This window comes from Campylobacter concisus, from assembly GCF_002913865.1.
GTDB lineage: Bacteria > Campylobacterota > Campylobacteria > Campylobacterales > Campylobacteraceae > Campylobacter_A > Campylobacter_A concisus_AM.
Map to the genome: position 1 here is coordinate 1 of NZ_POYX01000137.1, position 1,078 is coordinate 1,078.

The 1,078-nt window shown below is 31.2% G+C and carries 2 protein-coding genes; both read left to right on the plus strand.

All coding sequences use genetic code 11. From position 1 onward, the window contains the following. Positions 1 to 860, plus strand: an 860-nt coding sequence (locus CYP77_RS08930; protein WP_141090846.1) for a glycosyltransferase, incomplete at its 5' end; no start/stop codon positions are given. Beyond that, positions 853 to 1,078: hypothetical protein (locus tag CYP77_RS08935; protein WP_219809404.1), on the plus strand; the 226-nt coding region annotated here is incomplete at its 3' end. The genes CYP77_RS08930 and CYP77_RS08935, both read left to right, overlap by 8 nt.

Genomic DNA, 1,078 nt, shown 5'->3' on the forward strand with positions numbered 1-1,078 from the left:
AAGCCCTATATATACCATACCTATATTTACTTAAAAAAATAGGCTTGATAGATAGAAGTATAAAATTGGTTTATTTTGCTCATGGTGGAAGTAGCGATTTTATAACACTGTATGATAATTTTAAAAATTATATGATAGCTTGTACGTTTGATAATATTATTGCATTACATGATGATTACGATAGTTTTGACAGTTTTGCCGTTAATAAAACATTTAAAAGAAAAATAATTAATAAAATTTTTAAAAATTATTGGCAAGAGATCGCAAGTAAAATAGTGTATATACCAAATCCAGTCACTTTTTATGTTGATAATCCTAGTAATTTGATGCAAAAAAATGTTTTAGCTGTAGGGAGGCTTGACAAAGTGAAAGGTTTTGATTTATTGATAAAATCATGGAAATTAATTTGTGATGATGTTGGAGAGTGGAGACTAAGGATTATCGGCAGCGGACAAGAAGAATATAATCTTAAAAGAATATGTGAAGAGTTTGATGTGAAAAACATTGAATTTATACCACAGCAATTTGATATTAAACAATACTATATTGATAGTTCAATTTATGTAATGTCTTCCATTGAGGAGGGAATGCCAATGGTTGTAATAGAGGCCATGGAGTGTGGCTTGCCCATAGTAGCCTTTGATAATGTCGGAGCTAAATTTTTAGTCAAACATGGCAAAAATGGGCTAGTGTGTCACACTGGAGATATTGCTACGTTATCGAAAAATTTAAAGAAATTGATGGATGATTTTGATCTTAGGCTAGAGTTTGGAAAAACGTCGAAAGAGTATGCAAAGAAATTTCATATAGAAAATATATCACCTAAATGGGAGCCAATTTTAGGAAAGAATAATGCATAAACAAATAATTACCTCTACTGGCTATGGTGGTACGGGCAGTAGCGCTATAACTGATCTACTCAACGAGTTTGATTCTGGAATCTCTATGGGAGATGCTGAATTTTGGTTCCTACAGGACTATGATGGAGTGTCTGATTTAGAGTATTATTTAATAGATGGAAATCATAGATCTAAAGTTAGTATGGCAATCAGCAAATTTATTAAATATATAAAAACCC